17 protein-coding genes and 2 rRNA genes are annotated in these 21,318 nt (G+C 61.9%); 12 read left to right on the plus strand and 7 right to left on the minus strand.

From position 1 onward, the window contains the following. From HHL22_RS22615 to HHL22_RS22645, 7 genes are all read left to right on the plus strand, one after another. Positions 1-131 (plus strand): 23S ribosomal RNA (locus tag HHL22_RS22615); the annotation flags it as partial. An 83-nt stretch (positions 132-214) separates the two neighbouring features. Continuing rightward, positions 215-326: ribosomal RNA gene (rrf, locus tag HHL22_RS22620) — 5S ribosomal RNA — on the plus strand. 111 nt (positions 327-437) lie between these two features. Further along, positions 438-2,489, plus strand: a complete 2,052-nt coding sequence (locus tag HHL22_RS22625) for a BatA domain-containing protein (protein WP_169533711.1) — start codon at positions 438-440, stop codon at positions 2,487-2,489. Positions 2,490-2,529: 40 nt separating this feature from the next. Then, positions 2,530-3,090 (plus strand): DUF4199 domain-containing protein, encoded by a 561-nt coding sequence (locus tag HHL22_RS22630; protein ID WP_169533712.1) that lies wholly within the window; start codon positions 2,530-2,532, stop codon positions 3,088-3,090. A gap of 35 nt (positions 3,091-3,125) precedes the next feature. Then, positions 3,126-3,659 carry a DUF4199 domain-containing protein gene (locus HHL22_RS22635; RefSeq protein ID WP_169533713.1) on the plus strand — a complete coding sequence of 178 codons (534 nt, stop codon included), beginning with the start codon at positions 3,126-3,128 and terminating at the stop codon, positions 3,657-3,659. After that, positions 3,646-4,626 carry a glycosyltransferase family 2 protein gene (locus HHL22_RS22640; protein ID WP_394354471.1) on the plus strand — a complete coding sequence of 327 codons (981 nt, stop codon included), beginning with the start codon at positions 3,646-3,648 and terminating at the stop codon, positions 4,624-4,626. The genes HHL22_RS22635 and HHL22_RS22640 overlap by 14 nt, the downstream gene beginning before the upstream one ends. Beyond that, complete coding sequence (locus HHL22_RS22645; protein ID WP_169533715.1) at positions 4,623-5,759, plus strand: glycosyltransferase; 1,137 nt, start codon at positions 4,623-4,625, stop codon at positions 5,757-5,759. Before HHL22_RS22640 ends, HHL22_RS22645 begins: the two co-directional genes overlap by 4 nt. Before the next feature lie 68 nt (positions 5,760-5,827). Here the strand turns inward: HHL22_RS22645 and HHL22_RS22650 are convergent, their stop codons facing one another. Beyond that, positions 5,828-6,934, minus strand: coding sequence for a glycosyltransferase family 9 protein (locus HHL22_RS22650; protein ID WP_169533716.1), 1,107 nt, complete (start codon positions 6,932-6,934; stop codon positions 5,828-5,830). Between the two features lie 232 nt (positions 6,935-7,166). Between HHL22_RS22650 and HHL22_RS22655 the strand changes: the two genes are divergently transcribed. Next, positions 7,167-7,832, plus strand: coding sequence for a PAS domain-containing protein (locus HHL22_RS22655; protein ID WP_169533717.1), 666 nt, complete (start codon positions 7,167-7,169; stop codon positions 7,830-7,832). After that, entirely contained in the window at positions 7,771-7,929 is a 159-nt protein-coding gene (locus HHL22_RS22660; protein WP_241738254.1) for a response regulator transcription factor, read from the plus strand. The genes HHL22_RS22655 and HHL22_RS22660 overlap by 62 nt, the downstream gene beginning before the upstream one ends. Here the strand turns inward: HHL22_RS22660 and HHL22_RS22665 are convergent. Both HHL22_RS22665 and purB read right to left on the minus strand, forming a co-directional pair. Beyond that, positions 7,926-8,753, minus strand: coding sequence for an alpha/beta fold hydrolase (locus HHL22_RS22665; protein WP_169533719.1), 828 nt, complete (start codon positions 8,751-8,753; stop codon positions 7,926-7,928). The two genes, HHL22_RS22660 and HHL22_RS22665, sit on opposite strands and share 4 nt — an antisense overlap. A 42-nt stretch (positions 8,754-8,795) precedes the next feature. After that, a complete protein-coding gene (purB, locus tag HHL22_RS22670; RefSeq protein WP_169533720.1) occupies positions 8,796-10,127 on the minus strand; it encodes an adenylosuccinate lyase in 1,332 nt (443 codons plus the stop codon). A 154-nt stretch (positions 10,128-10,281) separates the two neighbouring features. On the opposite strand from purB, the gene HHL22_RS22675 reads away from it, so the two are divergent. The 3 genes from HHL22_RS22675 (at position 10,282) to HHL22_RS22685 (ending at position 14,206) form a co-directional block, all read left to right on the plus strand. Continuing rightward, complete coding sequence (locus tag HHL22_RS22675) at positions 10,282-12,483, plus strand: transglycosylase domain-containing protein (protein ID WP_169533721.1); 2,202 nt, start codon at positions 10,282-10,284, stop codon at positions 12,481-12,483. Positions 12,484-12,612: 129 nt separating this feature from the next. After that, the gene (locus HHL22_RS22680) at positions 12,613-13,176 is read left to right on the plus strand and encodes a glutathione peroxidase (RefSeq protein ID WP_169533722.1); all 564 of its coding nucleotides are present in this window, start codon (positions 12,613-12,615) and stop codon (positions 13,174-13,176) included. Positions 13,177-13,312: 136 nt separating this feature from the next. Further along, a complete protein-coding gene (locus HHL22_RS22685; RefSeq protein ID WP_169533723.1) occupies positions 13,313-14,206 on the plus strand; it encodes a 1,4-dihydroxy-2-naphthoate polyprenyltransferase in 894 nt (297 codons plus the stop codon). Between the two features lie 126 nt (positions 14,207-14,332). Here the strand turns inward: HHL22_RS22685 and HHL22_RS22690 are convergent, their stop codons facing one another. The 4 genes from HHL22_RS22690 to HHL22_RS22705 form a co-directional block, all read right to left on the minus strand. After that, a complete protein-coding gene (locus tag HHL22_RS22690) occupies positions 14,333-14,932 on the minus strand; it encodes a carboxymuconolactone decarboxylase family protein (protein WP_169533724.1) in 600 nt (199 codons plus the stop codon). Positions 14,933-15,009: 77 nt separating this feature from the next. Beyond that, positions 15,010-17,601, minus strand: a complete 2,592-nt coding sequence (locus tag HHL22_RS22695; protein ID WP_169533725.1) for a DUF3160 domain-containing protein — start codon at positions 17,599-17,601, stop codon at positions 15,010-15,012. Between the two features lie 47 nt (positions 17,602-17,648). Beyond that, positions 17,649-19,211 (minus strand): CapA family protein, encoded by a 1,563-nt coding sequence (locus HHL22_RS22700; protein WP_169533726.1) that lies wholly within the window; start codon positions 19,209-19,211, stop codon positions 17,649-17,651. A gap of 12 nt (positions 19,212-19,223) precedes the next feature. Next, positions 19,224-21,272, minus strand: coding sequence for a DNA polymerase III subunit gamma/tau (locus HHL22_RS22705; RefSeq protein ID WP_169533727.1), 2,049 nt, complete (start codon positions 21,270-21,272; stop codon positions 19,224-19,226). Positions 21,273-21,318: the final 46 nt, after the last annotated feature.

Raw genomic sequence — 21,318 nt, forward strand, 5'->3', positions numbered from 1 at the left:
GTGCGAAACTCCCCTCAAGATGAGATATCCCAATTGAAGGTTCGTGAGAGACTATCACGTAAATAGGCCGCAGGTGTACAGCTAGAAATAGCATAGCTGAGCGGTACTAAGGAACCGAACGCTTCCACATGACACCCTGCTAACGTATTTCTTTTCTTCTTCTGCCTTGTGTCAACGGTTTTGCTGATTACCTGAACCCGTAATCAACGCCAGCAATGGTGGCTTTAGCCCGGGTGTTCACCTCTTCCCATTCCGAACAGAGCCGTTAAGCCCCGGTGCGCCTATGGTACTGCCTTCACCGGTGGGAGAGTCGGTCGCCGCCAACCTTTGCTTTAATAGCCCTTACGTAATTTGCTTTAATCAGCAATTGCGTAAGGGCTATTTTCGTTTGTAAGCAGAGTTTACCTATATACTGTTGGCTTCAGGCCTACTATTATATGCACCTACTATTTCCTGGTTTTTTATGGGGCTTGCTAGGAGCTAGTATTCCCCTGCTAATTCATTTATTACAGTTACGACGTCTGCAGCGGATACGGTTTACAAATACAGGATTCATTCGAGAGATTGAGTCTAAGACTGGACGACGACGCTTACAAGACTGGATAGTACTAGGGTTGCGCATTTTGGCAGTGGTAAGCCTAGTGCTGCTTTTCTGCCAGCCATACTTACCCGCTCCGCTAACTGCGCAGGTAGCAAGTGCGCCGCAAGTGCAGGTATTCGCAGACAACTCGCCTAGTATGCAGCTATTGACAGATGATAAGGGTAGCCTAGCGAATAAAGCAGTAGCAATGGCGAACACACTTGGGGATAATTACCCAAGCGATATGCGAATACAGCTACTAGGGTATTCTGGTCAAGGAGTAGCAAAAAATGCATTTCGTGCGGCTCTGGAGAATTATACCCAGCGTGGCCAAACAGTAGGATGGGGGTTACCAGCAGTGAAGCAGGCCTGGGAGAAAGATAAAGGTGGAACTCTCTATGTATTAAGTGATTTCCAAAAGGATGAAGCTTCAATTAGTGAGTTTACGCAGCTATCAAAAAAACGAGAAATAGTACTAGTGCCCCAAAAGGGTAAGCCAACCGGTAATATCTATATAGACAGTGTGTGGCTAAATGATGCGTTTGTGCGGCCTAGGGTGAATTTTGACCTCCATATTAGGTTACGTAATGGAGGAAGTGAGCCGGTGATTAATTGCCCGGTCAAGGTGTTTGTGGGTAACCGACAAATGGCGGCTTTGCAAACAACGGTAGCAGTAGGGCAACTAGTTGAAAAAGTAGTGCAACTGCAACTGCCAAATGAGAAATTAGTAACGGGCCAAGTGATGCTAGCTGACGAGCCGGTAACCTTTGATAACACGTATGATTTTATTTTGCAGCCAACTGATGCGATACAGGTGGTAGAAGTAGGGCCAGCGCCGCTTACACAAGCCGCCTATAAAAATGAGCCCCTATTCCGCTATAGCTATACGCGTACCCAACAGGTGAATTTTGGTAAACTGCAGCAAGCGAACCTAGTGCTGCTTAGTGAACCATTAGAGCTAGATGCTGGACTGCGGGCAGCGCTGGTTAGCGTAGTGCAGCGCGGCGGTAGTATAGTAATAGTACCACCGGCACTACCGCAAGCGCACCAAGCATATGGACAGCTGTTGCAGGCCCTAGGGGTGGGAAGAGCGCAATGGGAGAACAGTGGCCCCGGGCAATTGGTACCGCAGGAGCTAGCAAGCCCCAATTTGCAGAGTCCGTTTTTTAAGGACGTATTTGGTGCGCAGCCGCGGCAGGTAGCAATGCCCGAAGTGAGCCCAGTGCTACGGCTCGCAAATGGAGGCACTGACATTCTGCGGTTGCGTGACGGCATGGGCTTTTTAACCGAGTTTGAACAGGGACCGGGTCGCGTGTATGTGTTTTCGGCGCCCTTTGATAAGAAATACTCGGACTTCACTGGGCATGCCTTATTTGTGCCAGTGCTTTACCGCTTGGCTATGCTGAGCTACCGCAATGACCAGCCGCTTGCTTACCGAGTGGGGCAGCAACGAATAGAGTTGCGGGTACCTGCAGCGAAGCTGGCCAGCGCCGGCGAAGCTGATTATCGATTGGTGCGCGACAGCGTAACCTTGGTGCCCGGCCAGCGCCTGTTAGGGCAAAAGTTGCAACTAGAGATACCTAGCGAACTAACAAAGCCTGGCTTCTACCAACTGCAGCGCCAAGGCAAGCCAGTAGCTACGCTAGCATTTAACGGGAATAAGAAAGAGTCAGAATTAGCGGCATATTCGGTGGCAGAATTGCGCCAGCTAGTAGGCCCAAATCGCCCTAATGTGCATGTGCTGGATGTTGATGAGCAGCCTGCAGCCTTACGAAACTATCGCGCTGAGCAAACTGGCCAGCCGCTGTGGCGCTACTGCCTGTTGCTGGCCCTAGCCTGCCTGCTAGCCGAAAGTGCTGTGCTGCGCTGGGGGCGGCGGGCGCAAGCTTTGCGCCCGGCAGGCAGTTAGCAAGGCCAGCAAAAATGTATCTTGCGCCGTTTTTTAGCTTATGAAACCTGCCTCGCAACTCACACCCTCACCTGCGGCCGCTGGCTCGTCGGATTTGGTAGGGCGTATGGCCCTGCGCTTCGGGGTGGCCGGCGGCCTGCTGTGCGCCAGTTGGATGCTGGGCCTATACGCCACGGGCAACAACCCTTTCGGCCCTAAGGTGATGCTGGCGCAGCTGGTGGTGCCGCTACTGGCAGTGGCTGCCGAGTGGCGGCTACGCCAACGCCTAGCCCCCGAAAAGCCCGGTATAGGCCGCCAACTGACCCTAGGGGGCTTGGTAGTGCTGCTGGCCGCGCTTATTTCGGCTAGCAGCGTGGTGGGCCTGGCTAGCGGGGCGGGCGAAAAAAAGCTAGTGGACTTAAACCGAAGGGAAGCCCGCGAAATAACCCTGGCAGAGTTGAGTGCCCGGCCCAAGCAGGACCGCAACTCAACCCTAGAACAGCAGCAGCTAGCCAAAATAGCGCAGCTTTCCATCGCTGATTTTGCCATCAGCAACTTCACCGTAACACTGCTATTTGGCTTGGCGCTAGCGGTGCCGGGCGGAATATTTTTTCGGGAGTAGTACTTTGCAGGCTCACCCTTCAATCTACTACTTCTATGGAATCTACGGCTGCAACGACTACCGCTTCGACCACTTCGGTGGGACTGCGCTATGGCCTGCTGATTGGGCTGCTGAGCGTGCTAATCTCCTTTGTGTCGTACACCATGCAGTGGCAGGATAGCTGGGCGGTGCGCATTATCTCACTGGCGGTTAGCATCGGAGGGATTGCCTTTGCGCAGCGCGAGTTTAAGCTGCGCAATGCGGGCTTCATGAGTTTTGGGCAAGGTGTTAGCGTGGGAACAGTAGCGGCCTGTGTGATGGGGCTGCTAAGCGCTATTTTTATCTACTTCTACCTGAGCGTGATAGCACCTGAAATGATAGCCCAGCTGCTAGAGAAGGCCCGCCAGGGTATGGAAGCAAAAAATAACTTGAGCGACGAGCAGATTGAGCAAGGAATGGCCATGACCGCGAAGTTTATGAAACCGCCTTTTATGGCCGGTAGCACGCTGGTGGGCTCCATTATCTTTGGCTTGATAATTAGCTTGATAACGTCAGCTTTTATAAAAAACGCGAAACCTGAATTTGAATAAGACTGCTGGCTTTCCTGTAGAGCTTTCCATCGTTATTCCGCTGCTCAACGAGGCGGAGTCCTTACCCGAATTGACGCGTTGGATTCAGCGGGTGCTGACGGCGCGAGGGCTTTCCTACGAGGTTATTTTGATTGATGACGGCTCGACCGATGACTCGTGGGCCGTTGTGGAGGCGCTGGCGGGGCAGGATATGGCCCTACGCGGTATCCGCTTCAACCGTAATTATGGCAAGTCGGCCGCACTGAACGTAGGCTTTAACGCGGCGCGCGGCCGGGTGGTGTGCACTATGGATGCCGACCTGCAAGACTCGCCCGAGGAACTGCCGGAGCTATACCGCATGGTAACCGAAGACGGCTACGACCTGGTGAGCGGCTGGAAGCAAAAGCGCTATGACCCGCTATCCAAAACGTTGCCTACCAAGCTGTTTAATGCGGCTACGCGGGCCATCTCGGGCATTCAGCTGCACGATTTTAATTGCGGGCTCAAGGCGTATGATAGCCGGGTGGTGAAAGCAATCGAGGTATACGGCGAGATGCATCGCTACATCCCGGTCATTGCCAAGTGGAACGGTTTCAAGAAGATAGGCGAGAAGGTGGTGCAGCACCAAGAGCGTAAGTACGGCGTGACGAAGTTTGGGCTGGAGCGCTTCGTGTACGGGTTTCTGGACTTGGTCAGCATCACGTTCGTGGGTAAGTTTCGGCGGCGGCCCATGCACTTCTTTGGTACCCTAGGCACACTTTCCTTCTTTATCGGCACCGTGCTGACGCTGTGGCTGGTGGGCGAAAAATGGTGGCTGGCCATTCACAACCTAAAGGCGCGTAACGTAACCGACCAGCCCTTGTTCTTTTTGGCGCTAGTGGCTGTAATAGTGGGGATGCAGCTATTCCTGGCTGGTTTCCTAGGGGAGCTGGTGCAGCTCAACGGCCCGAAGCGCAACGACTACCTGGTGCGCGAAACCTTGCGATGAAAGTTGTGATTATCGGTCCGGCCTATCCTTTGCGCGGGGGGCTGGCTACTTATAACGAGCGGCTGGCGCGGGCATTCTGCGCGGCGGGCGATGAAGCGCGGCTGGTGACGTTTTCGCTGCAATACCCGGGGTTTCTGTTTCCGGGGCAAACGCAGTACAGCACCGAGGCTGCCCCGGCCGACTTGGCTATTGAGGTGAGTTTGAACTCGGTGAACCCGCTGTCGTGGGTGGCGCTGGGGCGGCTGCTGCGGCGCGAGCAACCTGACTTGGTAGTGTTTCGGTTCTGGCTGCCCTTTATGGGGCCGGCGTTGGGCACGGTGGCGCGGCTGGTGCGCGGCAACGGCCACACTCGCGTAGTAGCCATCACCGACAACGTGATTCCGCACGAGAAGCGACTCGGCGATAAATTGCTAACGCGCTATTTTCTAAGTGCTTGTGATGGCTTTGTGACGATGAGCCGGTCGGTGCTAGCAGATTTGCAGGCCTTGGGCTTTGGGCAAAAGCCAGCGCTGTACCGGCCACATCCGCTCTACGATAATTTTGGGCCGATAAAGCCGCGCTCCACCGCGCTGGCGGCCCTAGGCCTGCCTGGCGATGCCACACGCTACGCACTGTTTTTTGGCTTTATTCGGGCCTATAAGGGGCTCGACCTGCTGCTCGAAGCCTGGGCCGACCCGCGCCTGGCCGCCCTGCCGGTGAAGCTGCTGCTGGCGGGCGAGTTTTACGAAGACGCCGCACCGTATGAGGCAATCATTCAGCGCTATAAGCTGGAGAGCCGCTTAGTGCGGGCCACGGATTTTATTCCGAACGAGCGCGTGGCCGACTACTTCTGCGCGGCCGATATCGTGCTGCAGCCCTACAAAAATGCCACTCAAAGCGGCGTGTCGCAGGTGGCTTACCACTTCGAACGGCCCATGCTGGTAACCAACGTGGGCGGCTTGGCCGAGCTAATACCCCACGGCGAGGTAGGCTACGTGGTGCCCCCTAGGGCCGCTGCCATTGCCGATGCCCTAGTTGACTTTTTCACCCACCCCGAAAAGCAAGCCCTTTTCGAGGAAGGCACGCGCCGCGTGAAGCAGCAATTTTCGTGGCCCGTGATGGTGACCGCGCTGAAGGAAGTGGCGGGGCTGTAACACTAAGCTCCAGCTTGGTGCGCCGTTGAGCGACTTGTCCGGATAGCACACCAAGCTGGAGCTTGGTGCTACAGAGGCACACTTTCCAGCACCGCCTCGAACACCTTCTCGGCTGGTAGCTCTTCCATGCAACTGACCCCTAGGCGGCAGGTGCCGCGGTAAAAGCACACGCACTGGCGGTTGGGCTGCACAATCTGGCCCCGGCCGTAGAGGTCGAACTCGTGGGGGTTGAAGATATTATTCATCAAAATGGTGGGCTTGCGCAGCGCGATGCTGATGTGCATGCCCATTGTTACCTGCGTAACGACGCCCTGCATCTGGTTTACCAGGTTGATGAACTGCGGTAGGGGGAAGGTGCCGAGGTAGGCGGCGCCGGTGGCGGCTTGCAGCTCCAGGTTGCGCGGGTGCTCGGCCTCGCCGCCCAGCAGCACCGGGGCGTAGCCAGCGGCTTGCAGCTGCTGTATCAGGGCTATCCACTTCTCAGTGCTCCAGAGGCGGGTGGTCCAGCGGTCGCCGCAGCCGGTGTTGAGGCCGATGCGCGGGCCGGCGCTGGCGGGCGGCAGCTGGTGCCAGTCGTAGCCCTTGTCCTCGTGGGTGTCGAATACGTACTCCTCGCCCCGAAAATCGAAGCCGCACAGCTCAAAAATTTCCTGCACGTAAGGCTTGGTATTGCCAATGCTTAGCTGGTCGAACACGCCGGTGAGGTACTTGTGGTTGGCTAGCTCGTTGATGGGCCAGGGCACGCCGTCGTACTCGCGCAGCGTGTAGCCGAACTTGCTGTTGGCCTGCACGTTGCGCAACAAGGTGCAGGCTTCCTTTTCCTTATCCAGATTAATGGCAATGTCAAAGCGGCGGGCCTGCAGCTGCAGCGCGCTGGCAAAGTCGAGCTTCAGAATCTCCTCAATCTGGCCCTGCGGCAGGATGGCGGGCGTCAGCGTGAGCCAGGTAATGTAGCAGCCGGGGTGCTCCTGGCGCAGCCGCCGCAGCAGCGGCGTGGTGCGGATAACGTCGCCGATGGCTCCGAGCTTGATGAGCAGCACGCGCTTGCCTGCCGGGTCGTAGGCGGGACAGTCGCCGCACATATAGCCGTGCTCCTTGTTGGGGCGGCAGGGCAAGTCGCCGCGGAAAAAACGGCAGTCGGGGCGAACGGGGATGTCGGAAAGGAATTCGGGCACGGGAAAAAGCCTCAGATAAGGTAACAAAAGTAACGGCGCGCGTGCTTGCCGCCAGTATAAACGGGATGGTCTATCCGCCAGCGCTGGCTGCTAATGGTCGATTTTAAGAAGAGCTGTGGCCCCTACAACCGACCTCGTAGCAGGTCTGCCTGCCGAGGGGTTGGTTGTAGGGGTACAAATAGCGTGCGTATTTTGCTAACTCATCGGTTATTCATCTTCGCATTGCCTGCCTATGCACGCCGCACAGTCCTTCTCCTATGCTACCTCGCAGGTGTGGCAGCCGGCCGTGTATGCGCATCCCGATGCCCCAGCAGCACTGGCGGCCGGCTCGCACTGGGGCCAGCAGCTGGCTCGGCTGCTGCTGGGTATGCAGGGCGTATACATCTATGACCACCGGGCCCGGATGATGTGCTACGTGTCGGAGGGCGTGGCGAAGCTGACTGGCGTGCCCGTAGCGGAGTTCACTGGCGAGCGCAACTTTGCCCTCATCCATCCCGACGACCTGCCCATCGTGCAGGAAGCTACCCGGCTCTTCAACCAATTTATATACGCTTATCGCCGCAGCATCGGCCCCGACATCGTGGCCTCCATCGACTACCGCTTGTGCCGCCCTGACGGAAGCTGTCGGCGCGTACTGCGCCATAATTCAGTACTGGAGCAAGAGCCCGAAACTGGCAATCCGGTGTTGGTGGCCGCTATTCTTACCGACATAACCGCGCACAAGCACACCACCGATGTGCGCTTTCACCTCAATCACCCCGATTTTACGGACTTTGTGGCCCGGCAGCCGCGCCTCCGTGCCCAGCCAATACTTAACTGCGCGCGAGCAGCAAGTGATGCAGCTAGTGACGCAGGGCCTGACCAGCCACCAGATTGCCCAGCAGCTTTTCGTGAGTGAGCACACCGTGGGCACGCACCGCCGCAATGCCCTGGCCAAGCTTGGCTCGCGCAGTCTGCACCATCTGCTCCAGTTCCTCGACCCGGTGGCCAGCTAGCGCGGCAGCACTGCGGCAGCAAATTCTGCCAGAAGTGTGGCAAACGCCGCGGGGGTTTCCAGCATGGGTGTGTGGCCCGCCCCGGCCACCAGGTGCACCAGCGCCCCCCAGCGGGTGGGCGCCGCCGTAGCGCCTAGGTAGGCAGCACTTACCAAGGCATCGGCTTCGCCCAAGGCAAATGCTACGGGCACGGCGGTGGCCCGAAGAATAGCCTGCTCATCGGGTACGCCCGCGCCGATGGCGGCGGCCAGCGCGGGGCGAAAAGCGGGGTCGCTCTGCCGCAGCGCTTCGGCTAGCGGGGCTTGTTGGCTGGCGGGGGCTGCGGGCTGTAGCAGGGCCGGCAGTAGCTGCGCTAGCTCGGCATCCGACAATTCGGCTTGGTACAGCAACCCCATGCGCGGCTCGGGCAAGAAGGCGTGAGCAAAGTCGGCTGCCGCCCCTAGGGGTGGGGTGCCCACCAGCAGCAACCCGCGCACAAGCGGCAGCCGCGGCAGCGCGTGCAGCGCCAAGTGGCCGCCCAGCGAGTGGCCTACCACTACGGTAGCCGGTAAATCTAGCGTCGCCACTACGAGCGCCAACACCCGCGCAGGTGCCTCCAAGCCATACCAAGCGGGCGCCCAGGGCGAAGCCCCGCAGCCCGGCCAGTCGAAAGCCACCCGCCGATAGCCTGCCAGCGCCGGCTCGGCCCACAGGGCGCCATACGTGCTGGCGCTGGAAAGCGAATTGCCGGCCAGCAGCAGCAGTACTGGGCCAGAACTGCCCGAGTCGTACACGGCCACGGTGGGCCCCTGGGGTAGCGCTAGCAGAACGGGAAACGGCAGCATAAGACAGGGGGAGAAGGAGAAGCTTAGGAAAAGCGGCTAAGGCTAGCGCCCCACGTAAGTGGCCGGCGTGAGCTGGCGCAACTCGGCCTTCACGTGCTCGGGCACCCCTAGGCCCTCCACGAAGGTGGCGAGGGTGGCGGCCGAAATGGCCTCGCCGGTGCGCGTAAGCTGCTTGAGGGCGTTGTAGGGGTCGGGGTAATTTTCGCGGCGCAAGATGGTTTGGATGGCCTCGGCCAGCACGGCCCAGTTGGCATCCAGGTCGCGGGCCAGGGCGCTTTCATCCAGCGCCAGCTTGCCCAGGCCGCGCGCTATGGCCCCTAGGGCGATGAGAATATGGCCTAGGGGCACCCCCAGGTTGCGCAGCACCGTCGAGTCGGTGAGGTCGCGCTGCAAGCGGGAGATGGGCAGCTTAGCGGCGAAGTGCTCCAGTAAGGCGTTGGCCACGCCCAGGTTGCCTTCGGCATTCTCGAAGTCGATGGGGTTGACCTTGTGCGGCATGGCCGACGAGCCTACCTCGCCCGCCTTTAGCGTCTGCTTGAAATAGCCTAGCGAAATATACTGCCACACGTCGCGGCACAAATCCAGCAAGATGGTATTCAGCCGCTTCCAGCCGTCGCAAAACGCGGCCAGGTTATCGTAGGGCTCAATTTGGGTGGTAGGAAAGCTGCGCGTTAGCCCTAGGGTCTGCTGCACGAAGTGGTCGGCAAAGCCGTGCCAGTCGGTGCCGGGGTAGGCCGCGAAATGCGCGTTGAAGCCGCCCGTGGCGCCCCCAAACTTCGCCGCGTAGGGCACTTGAGCGAGCAGGGCCAGCTGCCCGTCGAGCCGGGCCCCGAACACCTGCAACTCCTTGCCCAGCCGGGTGGGCGAGGCGGGCTGGCCGTGGGTGCGGGCCAGCATGGGCACGGTGGCCCAACCGTCGGCCAAGCTGGCCAGCTGCTGGCGCAGCGCGCTGAAGCGCGGCAGCAGCACGCCGGTCATTGCCTCTTTCAGGCTGAGCGGAATAGCCGTATTGTTGACATCCTGCGAGGTGAGGCCGAAGTGAATAAACTCCAGGTAATCACCTAGCTGCAGCTTGGTGAATTCGTCGCGCAAGTAGTACTCCACGGCTTTCACGTCGTGGTTGGTCACGGCCTCGTGGGCTTTAATGCGCTGGGCCTCGGTTTCGCCGAACTGCTCGTAGAGGCCCCGCAGCGCCGGGAACGTGCTGGCCGGTACGCCCGCTAACTGCGGCAGCGGCAACTCACACAGGGCAATAAAATACTCTACCTCGACCCGCACCCGGTAGCGCATCAGCGCTAGCTCCGAAAAATAGGGGCTGAGCGGGGCAGTTTGGCGCTGGTAGCGGCCATCGAGGGGCGAAAGGGCGGTGAGCATGAGCGGGAGCTAGGCCTGGGCTGAACGAAAAGGCCCCGCAAAACTAACGGCTGCGGCCAGGCCAGCGCACGGGGCAAGCAGTTTGGCCCGCCGCCCCGGCCCTGGCCCGCGCCTCAAAGCCCTAGGCCCTAAAACCCTCCTTACCTTTGCGGATATGCGCTTATCCGCTTTAGCTAAAAAAAGAGTTCTTTACGCCGGAGTTGGCTTCGCGGCCGTGTTGGTGCTGGCGCTAGCCGTGTTTCTGTGGAAGCGCCAGCAGCTGCTGCAATACGCCCTGCGCGAAGTAAAAACCCGCGTTGAGCGTAAGTACCCAGTGGTATTGACCCTAGGGCCGGCCCGGTTTACGGGCCTCAAAACGGTGGAGATTGGTGGCATGAGCCTGGTGCCCACGGCCGCTGCCAGCCCCAGCGCGGCCGGCGATACCCTGCTCACGGCCCGGCGCCTGGAAGCGTCGCTCAGCTTCCGCTCCATCTTCGTAGCGCGGGCCGTGCTAAGCGAATTGCAGATTGACCAGGCCCGCCTCACGGCTCATAAAGACGCGGCGGGCGGCAATAACTTCGGCTTTTTGCTGAAAAAGCAGCGTGCCGCGCCCGTCGTGCGCCGCGACACGGCCCTCGGGCGCAACTACGGCCTGCTGCTCAACCAGGTGCTCGACGCGGCTTTCGGCAGCGTGCCCGGCGAGGCCGCTTTCCGGGGCTTTTTGGTGAGCTACACCAGCCCACGCCACGCCATTATGCTTACTATGCCCGCGCTTAGCATCGCCGGCGGGGAGGTGCAGGGCCGGATGCGGGCCAGCGTCGACTCGGTGGTGAACGAACTGGGTGTGAGCGGCACCATCGAACCCGGCGACAATGCCCTGAACTTACGCCTGTACGGCGTAAACGGCTCGGTGCAAGTACCTTACGTAGCGCGCAAATATGGCGCGCTGGTGTCGTTCGATACCATTCGGGTGCAGCTAACGGGCAAAGACTTCAAGGCCGACGACCGCACGGGCGGACAGCTGACGGTGCGCGGCTCGGTAGCGGCGCGCAACTTCAGCTTTTTTCACAAGCGCCTGGCCAGCAGCGATATTGTAGTGCACCACGGCGAGCTGGACTTCGTGGCTACCCTAGGGCGGGGTACGTTCAGCCTCGACCCCGGCTCGCGCGCCGTGCTCAACCAGATTGTGGTGCACCCCGAAATCGCGGTGCGCCTGAAGCCCCGGCTGGCGGTGAGCCTCAAAGTGGACTCGGACCCCACGGCCACCAACGCCTTTTTCAACTCGCTGCCCGAGGGCATGTTCGACGTGGTGGCCGGCACGGCGGGCACCGGCACGCTGGCCTACCACCTGCAAGCCAGCGTTGACTTGGCGCAGGTAGATAGCCTGAAGCTGCAGTCATCGCTGGTGCCGAGCAAAGACTTTACCATTCAGCACTTTGGGGCCGAAGACCTGAGCATGCTGGAGCGCGAGTTTCCCTTCACGGCCTACAACGACAAGGGCGATTCGCTGCGCACCTTCCTGGTGGGTCCCAGCAATCCCGACTTCACGCCCTACGCCGACGTGTCGCACTTCATGCCGGCTGTTATTCAAACCACCGAGGACCCGCAGTTTTTTCGGCACCACGGCTTCATGGAAAAAGCGTTTGTGAACGCGGCCATTGCCGACATCAAGGAAAAGCGCTTTGCCCGCGGCGGCAGCACGCTGAGTATGCAGCTGGTGAAGAACGTGTTTTTGAGCCGCGAGAAAACCGTGGGCCGCAAAGCCGAGGAGATGCTAATGGTTTGGCTGATTGAGAATTGGCTAGTCGAGCGCACCCACACGCTCACCAAGGAGCGCATGTTCGAGATTTACCTCAACATCGTGGAGTGGGGCCCCACGGCTTACCGCTGGCCCAGCGGCAAGCGCGGGGTGTACGGCATTCGCGAGGCGGCGCTGTTTTACTACGCCAAGCGCCCCAACGAGCTAAACTTGGGCGAGTGCATCTACCTGGCCAGCATCATTCCGAAGCCCAAGTACTATAAAGAGTCGTTCAACCAATACGGCGAGCTGCGCGGGCCCACGCGCTGGTACTTCCGCTTCATCGCCGATATTATGCTCAACAAAGGCTTGATTACCAATGGTCAGCGCGATAATCTAAGCTACTCGGTAAGCCTGCGGGACCCGGCGCGCAGCTACATTGTGACGGCCGTGCGCGATACCATGCGCGCCGTGCAGCCCGGCGATACGGCCCAGTTCGCGCCCCTCAACCTGATTGACTTGCTGGGCGCCGGCCAGGCACCGGCCGCCGGCACCGCGCCCGCTACGGGCACTACGCCGCCCACTAGCACCACGCCCCCGCCCGCCAGCAACGCCACCCCGCCCAAGCAGCAGCCCTAGGGCACCGGCTGGCGCCAAGAACTGCGAGTGAGCATCCAGGAGCAGCAGCTAAGCCGGCCGCCAAGCCGTAACTTTAAGTGGCCGCGCTGGTTATGAGCGGCTACCAATCCTTTTTTCAGCAAACCACCCATGAAACTTCCCCTGTTCGCCCTGGCCGCGGCTGCCGTTGGCCTAGCCTTTACGGCCCCACATCCCACCGCTAAGCCGGCCGCCGGCCCCGGCACCGTGTACGACTACACGGTGAAAACTATCGACGGCAAAGATGTGAAGCTGAGCCAGTACAAAGGCAAAAAGCTGCTCATCGTGAACACCGCCTCCAAGTGCGGCTTCACGCCTCAGTACAAAGAGCTGGAGGAGCTGTCGAAGCAATACGCCAATAAAGTGACGGTGCTGGGCTTCCCCAGCAACAGCTTCAATCAGGAACTGGCCTCTAATAGCGAGGTAGCTTCCTTTTGCGAGAAGAACTACGGGGTAACGTTTCCGCTTTTTGACACCGCTCCGGTGAAGGGCGATGATGCCCAGCCGCTGTATAAGTTCTTGGCCGACAAGGCAAAGAATGGCGCCGTGAGTGAAGCTCCTACTTGGAATTTCTGCAAGTATTTGGTGGATGAGCAGGGTCACGTAGTGAAGTTTTACCCTTCAAAAGTGAAGCCCCTAAGCCCCGAGCTGGTGGCCGACATCGAAAAGAAGTAAGGTATTTATAGTGGCTGCTAGAACGTCATGCTGAGCTTGCCGAAGCATCTCTACCGAACAATAGCCCTAGGCGACGCGGTAGAGATGCTTCGGCAAGCTCAGCATGACGTTCTATTTTGCTAATTGCTAATTAAGTATGTCTCCCTGGATATCCGCTTTTCGCCCACGCACGCTGCCGCTGGCCTTGGCTAGCATCCTCACGGGCGGCTTTCTGGCCAAGGCTACCGGGCACTTCAACGGCGCGGTAGTGGGTATGGCGGCCCTCACTACCATTCTGCTCCAGATACTGAGCAACCTGGCCAATGACTACGGCGATTCGCAGAACGGGGCCGATAGCGTACACCGCCAAGGACCGCTACGGGCCGTGCAAAGCGGCGCCATCACGCCCGAGCAGATGAAGCGGGCCATGTGGGGCTTCGGCGGGGCGGCGCTGCTCAGCGGCATCGGGCTGCTGCTGGTGGCCCTGGGCTTTGAGGGGCTGTGGGTGCTGGGCGCGTTTTTCGTGCTGGGCCTCTGCGCCATCTGGGCGGCCGTCAACTACACGGCGGGCAGCCGGCCCTATGGCTATGCTGGCCTGGGCGACGTGTCGGTATTTTTATTTTTTGGCATTGTGGGGGTGTGCGGCACTTATTTTTTGCAAGCGCGCACCCTGCCGCTATCCGTGCTGCTGCCCGCGGCGGCCCTAGGCTGCTTTGCCACGGCCGTGCTAAACGTCAACAACATCCGCGACATCGTGAGCGACAAGCTGGCGGGCAAGATTACGGTGCCGGTGCGCCTGGGGCCGCAGCGCGCCCGGCGCTACCACCTGCTGCTGCTGGCCCTAGGGGTGGGCGCGGCCACAAGCTACGTGCTGCTCAACTACCACTCGCCCTGGCAGTGGCTGTTTCTGCTGAGCCTGCCGCTGTTCTTATTCAACGGCTGCCAGGTGCTGGCCCGCCAGGAGTCGATGCAGCTCGACCCCTTGCTCAAGCAAATGGCCCTGAGCACGCTGGTGTTCACGCTGCTGTTCGGCATCGGGCAGGTGGCTTAGCCGCAAAGTGTAGAAGAAGCGTCATGCTGAACTTGTCGAAGCATCTCTACCGCGCCTGTAGTGTTCGGTAGAGATGCTTCGGCAGGCTCAGCATGACCGTCTTTTTTGCCTACTGATTGACAGCTTTTACTCTTTCGGCGCGGGCACCGCAAAGGCGTTCAGCAAGGCGCAGGTGCTCATGTAGTTGCCGGCCAGGTAAATCATATTTACCACGCCTTCTTCGCCGAAGGTGGCGAGGGCTTGCTGGTACACGTCTTCGGGCACGCGGTACTCGGCCGTGAGGTGGCGGGTAAACTCGTGGGCCGTGTGCTCGTCGGGGGCCAGGGTGGCGGGCGTCTGGCCGGCGTCCAGGGCGGCAATAGTTGGCTCGTCGAGGCCGGCTTTGCGGCCCACGGCGGCGTGGGCGTACAGCTCGTAGGCGGCCTGCCACACTCCGCCCACGGTCAGGATAATTACCTGGCGCACTTTTTCGCTGAGGGTGGTGTGCTTGGTTTCGGCGTCCAGCAACTCCAGCATCCCGAGGCTCACTTGCGGGCTGCGCAGCATGGGGTTGAAGGGGCCGATAAGCTTGTCGTCGTCGGTTTTGGCTTGGAAGCCCGACTTCTTTGCCCACTGTACTAGGGTGTCGTCCAGCTTGTTATATAGCTTCTTCTGGTCATGGGTGAGGTCGTCGGGGGCGAGCAGGGGCAGGCGGCCCCCTAGGGTATTATCAGTGACGGCTGGCATGGGCGGTGGTGAGGAAAAGGATTTTTCCTGCTACGGCCGAGTCGGCGGGGTCGTTGCTGGCGCAAGCGGCGGGCGGCCTAGTCGTACTGGGTCTGGCCGCCCACCGAGGTGTTGCCGTTGCTTTTGTTCAGGGCGGGCACCGTCACTAGCAAGTCGCGCAGCCACGCCGGCCGGGGCGGGGCCGCTCGCAGCAGTTGGGCTTTCCACTCCTCGTCGGTGAGGCGCGAGGGGCTGGTGAACTCGTAGTAGCTCAGCATAGCGCCCCGCGCCAGCACCGGCGTGTTGTTTATTTCCACCACCACGTAGAGGATGTCGGCCGCACCCACTGCTTCTTCCAGCACGGTGCCGTTGTTGGCGTACACGTCGGCCACGGTGCCCAGGTGGCGCTCGCGGTCGGGTAGGGGGTCGGTGCTGGTCAGCTTCAGGGTTTCCAGGGTCAGGGCCTCCACCTCGCCGCCGATGCCGCTTAGGTTGTCCATTTCGGCGGCGGTTAGCGGTTGGTGGGCGACTTCTTTCTTAGCCAGGGCTTGCAAGCTGCGCACCAGCTGGCTGATGTGCTGGTTGAGGCTGTCGAGGTGGGGCGTGTTGGCGTGCAGGCGGTGCAGGGCTGCATTTTGGAAAGCCAGCAGCGCCAGCGAGCGCTCCCAGAAGGGCAGGTTCGGCTCGATGTAGCCCAGGTGGTGAGGGGCGGGGGGACCGCCGCCCCCGCCGCCCATCTCGGCGGCCATGGGCTGCTCGGTATATAGCAGCAAATCGTGCTTCAGCTCGGCCCAGCCGGCCAGGGCGGTGCTCAGGTTGCGGCGCTGCCAGGCCGACGTGCGGGCAAAATAGGGCGGGTTAGCGTCGGGGCCGGGCGCGTTGAGGCCCAGCAGCACCTGCATGGTTTTGGTGTAAAGGTTCTGGTCGAAGTTAGTGCGGCCGGCAAACTGCCGCTGCAACGCCCGCAGTGTATCGGGGTAGGCCGGCCAGGTGGCGGCCTCGTGGTACTGGTTCAGCAAAATATCCTGCGCCGGGCGGTTGCCGAAGGCGGCGAACGCATCCAGCCCCTTCGGAAACGGTCGCTTGGGCTTGGGCTTGAGCACTTCGGTAAGGCGCGACAGTATCTCGCCATCAAACGTGTAGCGCCCGGCCGTAAAGAGCAGCGTGGGCCGCCCTAGGGCTTCCGCTGCCTTATCCGTGGCGCCCTTGGCTTGGATGCGGTCGGTGCCGGCGGCCACCAGCTGCTGGCGCAGGCGGGCCAGGGTAGCTGGCGCCGCCAGCTGGTCGAGCGACTGCCCGGCGTAGTCGCGCTGCAAAATCTGGAGCAGATTGGTGAGCGAGCGGTTGTCCTCGTCGCCCACCAGCACGTCGAGCACGTGGGTGAGGGTGGCGAAGCCCACCGCGGCCGGCGGACTGGCGGCCAGCGCCTTAGCCAGCGCCACGGCGTGCAGCAAGCCAGCGTCGGTATCCAGAAAAACGGGGGCCGTGTTCAGCCACTTCACCGTGCGGAAATAGCGCCGCGTGGTGTCGTTGCGGGTGTACATGCCCCGCGGTTTCAAGGCCTGGTACTCAAACAGCGAATCTTGTAAAAACAGCGAGCCTTTGCCCTGGGCGGCCGTGCCGAGGGCTACCTCGGTGGCTACCTGGCTGGCGTAGGTGCCGGCCACGGGCGCGGTGCTGCCCGTGAGCAGGTTGCGGCCGATGGCGTAGTAGGCGGCGGCCCAGTCGGCCGCCTCGCGGGCCTGCGGCGTCTGGCTTTGGCGGCCTAGGGCCTGGGCCTGGGTGGCGCCCTGGCCAAGCATCTGGGCCACCACGGGCGCCAGGTGCTCCTCCTCCACGTCGCTCAAAATACCATTTAAGTACTTGTGCAGGAGCTGCAACACGAGGTCGGTGGTGATGAAGTTGGGCGTGAAAGTGTACTCGTTCTGGTCGTAGAGGTAAAATAGCTGCTCCTCACGGGTAGGCACGATAACGAAGTTGTGGCGCGCTAGCACCGGGCGCATGGTGGGCGTCAGGGTTTCCTCGCGCTGGTTCACCACGTAATCCAGCCCCAGCATCGGGAAGCCACCTTGCGGGGCCACGCGGTGCGCCAGCAGCACCAGCTCTTGGGCGTGAATCTTTTGGGCGAACGCCGCCTCCTGCTTGTTCAAATACACCGGCAGCGGCCCGGCCTCGCGTAGCGAGTGGTAGGTAGCATCCACCGAGTCTTCCTGCCACACCGGCTGGTACCACTTCTGCTTGTCGAAATAGTTGCGCACGGTGCTGTTCATGAAGCAGTAGCCGTTGCGGGCGTACAGCTCGTTGCGCAGCAGCAGCAAGTCGAGGTACGACTTGCCGGCCAGCGACTGCTGGTAGTCGAAAGGCGGCAGCGCGGCGTGGTGGGTGATTTCCGCACCGGCTTGGTTTTCGGTTACCAGCTCGCCGTCTTGCGCGCCGTAAAACTCCTTAATGTATGGCCGCTGGTAGAACCGCGCCAGCTGGCCCTTGTCGTCCGCGAGCACCACCGCCACCTGCTCACCGAAGCCGTTGTCCTGGGTGGTGGTCGAAAAAACGGCCGGCGCAGCAGTACCGCTACCGCCAGCAGTAACCGCGGGCGGAGTGGGCGCCGGACGGCGCAGCCAGAAAATCCCTAGGGCAAGCAGCGCCAGGGCGACTACGCCCAGGGCTATGAGTAACGGTTTGCGGGCCATTGAATAAGCAAGAACGGGCGTGCGGGCCTAGGGCGCGGCCGGGCGCGCTACCGCTCCGGCTGCACAAAAGCCCGGTACGCCGCCGCTCGCCCCAGCCGCCGCGCCCGAAACCTATCGAGCACCAGTCCAAAGCCCTGCCAATAATACTGCCCAACGCAGTAGCTGCCCGCCGGCTCGCGCTCGATGCTCAGCACGTAGGTGCGCCCGGCGGTAGTCCAGGCCCGAAAAAACACCAGCTCGAACAGCAGCCGCGACCCGCGCCAGCGAGGTTGCAGCCGGCCCGTGCTGTCGAGGCAATACACGAACAGGCGCCGCCGCACGGTGGCATCGAGGCGCGTGCGCTTCACCGGCCCCACCAGCAAGTCGGGGCGGCCGTCGTTGTCCACGTCGCCCTGCGCCAGCCGGTACACCGGGAAGCCTAGGGCCAGCACGCGGCCTTCGCCCGCGCCGGCGCTCGCTTGCACCTGGTACTGCCGGGCGCGGGGCAAATACCGCAGGCGCACCTGCGTGCGCGTCCCGGCCGGGCCACCCAGCACCAGGTGCGGCACCAGGTAGGCGGGCAGCGAATCGGAGGGCGAGGGGGCGGCCATGGCGCGCGCCAGCCAACTGCCCGGCGCCTGGGCCAGGAGTTGGGCGCTGCTATCGGCCGGCAGCAGGCGCTGTTGTAGCTGCTGCCGGGCGGCCGCCTCAGCGGGTTGCGGCACGGCCCCGGCCAGGCGCAGCGGGCGCAGGGTAGTGGCCGTGACCCAGCCGTGAGCCACCTCGAAATCGACTTGCACCCCTAGGGCCGTGGCGCCGCCGCGCTGGTCGAAAAGGAAGTTGCCCAGGCTGTATACGATGGGCCGGCCCCGGTAAAACTCCACCGGCTGCACCACGTGCGGGTGCGCGCCTACCACGGCCGCCGCGCCCGCATCCACGAGGTCGTGCGCCAGCTGGCGCTGCCGGGCGCTGGGCTGCGCCGCGTACTCGGTGCCCCAGTGCAGGTACACCAGCACCGCCCGCTCCGGAAACAGGGTTTTGTAGGTCGCCACCCGCTCGCACAGCGCCGCCGCCTCGCGCCCGCACACGCAGCCCTCGCCGGCCCCGGCCTGCCCAAAGGCCGAGTAGGCAAATGCCACCACGCTGCTGTCGGCCCCCAGCACGGTGGGCAGGCAGCCGGCCAGCGAATCAGGCTCGTAGCCCAGCACGCCCAGCCCCGCCGCCCGCCCGGCGCGAACCGTGGCTTGCAGGCCCGGCAGGCGCTGGTCGAGGGTGTGGTTGTTGGCCAGCGATACGTGCGTAACCCCTAGGCCGCGCAGCCACCCGGCCCAGCGCGGATTACCTTGAAAAACAATGGCTTTGCTGGCCGGAAGCGCCGTATCTGTCAGCGGGCACTCCAGGTTGCCGAGCACGTAGCGGCTGCCGGCCCACAACTGCCGCGCGGTTTGGCGCAGGGCGGCGCTGTCGCGGGCCAGGGCGGCAGGCACGGCGCGGGCCAGCAGCACATCGCCTACGACACTGATGCGCAAGGCCGGGGGCGGGGCGGGGCCGCAGGCGGCGAGTGCCAGCAGCAGTAGCAGGCTCGGCCAGCGCCTAGGGGCCGCCTGGTACCCTAGGCCCCTGCTTACCATCTGGCGCAATAATTAAAAGTCCGCATCCAGCCCCAGGCGTTGCTTCATTTCCTGCAAAGCAGGGTATTTCTCGGCCAGGAAGTTGAACTTGTCATTGGACGTATAGAGCTTACGGGCGGTGGGCGCGGCGGTAGCTACTTCCGTCTGCACCGTGAGGCCGGGGTGGCCGGTGCGCCGCCGCAGCTCCACGGTAAACTCAGCTCGGAAATCGTTGAACTGCGTGACTTGCACCGGGTTATCAACCAAAAGCGTAATGACGTGCGCCTCATTGGCCGCCACGGGGCGGTTAAGTACCGTGTACTCGCTCATCTTCTCTTGGGCGCGGCGCTCGTCGGCCAGCTGCTGCCACACCCGCTGCAGCAGCTCGGGCGCAATGGGCGGCAGCGGGCCGGTGGGCACTTCGGGCGCAGGGGCCGCCGCGGCAGCCGAAGTAGTGGCGCGAGCCGCCGGCGTGCCTACATCGCGCAGGCCCGGCAGGCGGCTACCTAGGCTAGGCAGCTTAGGCAGGGCGCCCACCGATGGCGCTGCGATGGTGCCGGGGCGCACGTCGGTGGGGCGCTGGGTGGGCTCCAGGCCCTGCATGCTGGGGCGGCCGGCGGCCACGTGCGGCAAAGTATCGCGCAACTGGTGGCGTGGCGTCACCGGTTCCTCGGCCGTGGCTTCAATGCTGGGCGTGGGGTGCAGCTCGGTTACGCCGTTTTCTACGGGCAGCGGCTCGGGGCCATCAGCGGGGACGGGCGCATGCACCAGCGGCTGGGCGGGCGGGCTAGGGGCGGGCGGGGCCGCGTAGCCGCTGCTGGCGGCCACGGGGGCCGGCTCGCGCACGGCGCTGCTGGCGGGCGCGGCCGCCCCTAGGGCTGCCGGCTGGCCCGCGCCGTCGTCTAGGCCGCTAGTTTTTTTTTTAGCCTCGCCGTTTGGCGCGGCGTGGCCGTTGCTGGCGGGCGTCAGGTCGCGCACAAACTGCACAGCGCCATTTAGGTAAGCCAGCTTCATCAGGGCCAGCTCTACGTGCAGGCGCTGGTTTTTGGCTTGCTTGAAGTCGCGGTCGCACTGGCTCACCAGGTTCAGGGCCGAGAGCAGGAAGGGCAGGGGGGCCGCCTGGGCCTGGCGCACGTACTGCTGCCGAATGTTGTCCGATACTTCCAGCAGCTGCACCGTTACGGGGTCTTTGCACACCAGCAGCCCGCGCAGGTGCTCGGCCGTGCCCACCACGAAGTTGTGCAAGTCGAAGCCCTGTTGCATTACCGAGTCGAGCAGCAGCAGCGCCTGCGAGAGGTTCTCGCGCAGCAGCGCGTCCACCAGCCTGAAATAGTAGTCGTAGTCGAGGATGTGCAGGTTCTGCACCACCTCTTTGTAGGTCAGGTTGTTGCCGGCGAAGGTTACTTGCTGGTCGAACATCGACAGCGCGTCGCGCAGGCCGCCGTCGGCCTTTTGGGCCAGCAGGTGCAGGGCGTCGTCATCGGCCGCCACGCCCTCGCTGGTGGCCACGTAGCGCAGGTGCTCCCGGATGTCCTCCACCCGGATGCGGTTGAAGTCAAAAATCTGGCAGCGGCTCAGGATGGTGGGGATAATCTTGTGGCGCTCGGTGGTGGCCAGAATAAAGATGGCGTAGCTCGGCGGCTCCTCCAGCGTCTTCAGAAACGCGTTGAAGGCCGCGTTCGAGAGCATGTGCACCTCGTCGATAATATAGACCTTGAAGCGGCCCTGCTGCGGCGCGTAGCGCACCTGCTCTACCAGCGAGCGAATATCCTCGACCGAGTTGTTGGAGGCCGCATCCAGCTCGTGTACGTTGAAGGAGGCGTTTTCCTGAAAGGCCACGCACGAGGCGCACTGCCCGCAGGCCTCGGCTTCGGGCGTGAGGTTGGTGCAGTTTATCGTCTTGGCTAGAATACGGGCGCAGGTGGTTTTGCCCACGCCCCTAGGCCCGCAAAACAGGAATGCCTGCGCCAAATGCTGGCTCTGAATGGCATTTTGCAGGGTGGTAGTGACGTGCTGCTGCCCCACCACGCTGCGAAACGTGGCCGGACGGTATTTACGGGCCGAAACAACAAAATTTTCCATACGCGATACTCCACAAAGATACCTTCGCTGCCGGGCCTATGCCAGC

Origin of the sequence: Hymenobacter polaris (assembly GCF_012927305.1) — a bacterium.
Taxonomy (GTDB): domain Bacteria; phylum Bacteroidota; class Bacteroidia; order Cytophagales; family Hymenobacteraceae; genus Hymenobacter; species Hymenobacter polaris.